This window comes from Burkholderia arboris, assembly GCF_902499125.1.
GTDB classification, from domain to species: Bacteria; Pseudomonadota; Gammaproteobacteria; order Burkholderiales; family Burkholderiaceae; genus Burkholderia; species Burkholderia arboris.
The window spans coordinates 1-651 of sequence record NZ_CABVPX010000080.1 but is presented as its reverse complement, the minus strand read 5'-3'; the positions used below and the strand labels follow the sequence as shown (position 1 = coordinate 651).

General features: G+C 68.4%; 1 protein-coding gene. It reads right to left on the bottom strand.

Features of this window, described 5'->3' with window-relative positions; translation table 11 throughout:
* Window positions 1-111: 111 nt before the first annotated feature.
* On the bottom strand, window positions 112-651 hold a 540-nt coding region (locus BLA15945_RS37535; RefSeq protein WP_174994770.1), incomplete at its 5' end, for a TOBE domain-containing protein.

Sequence of the window (651 nt, the reverse complement as noted above, 5' to 3'; positions counted from 1 at the left end):
CGCGACAGCGCGGCGAAGCGGCCCGGGCGGGCGCGGCCGGCGCCCGTACTCGCGGCGCCGGACGACACCGGCGCGGAAGGCGTGGAAGCAGAGGTTCTCATCGTGTCGTCCTCACTGCGTCAGCACGACGCCGCTGGCCGGCGACCACGACACGAACACGTCGTCGTTCCACGCCGGCGCGTTGTCGCTCATCAGGTGCGAGCTCGACAGGTTCGACACGACCGTCTTGCCGCTCGGCAGCCGCACGTGGTACAGCGAGTAGCTGCCCATGTACGCGATATCGGTCACGACGCCGCGCGCCCAGTTGTGCTTCGAACCCGGCTTCTCGCGCGACACGTGCACGCGTTCCGGGCGCACCGAGATGCCGACCGGCATCCCGAGCGGGCCGGTGACGCCGTGGCTCACGTACATGCGCGCTTCGAGGTCGTCGCTCTCGACGAAGATGTGGTCGGGCTCGTCCTCGACGACGCGGCCTTCGAACAGGTTGGTCGAGCCGATGAATTCGGCCGAGAAGCGGCTGTTCGGAAACTCGTACACCTCGCCCGGCGCGCCGATCTGCACGATCTTGCCTTCGCTCATCACCGCGAGGCGGCTGGCCATCGTCATCGCCTCTTCCTGGTCGTGCGTGACCATCACGCAGGTCACGTCGAC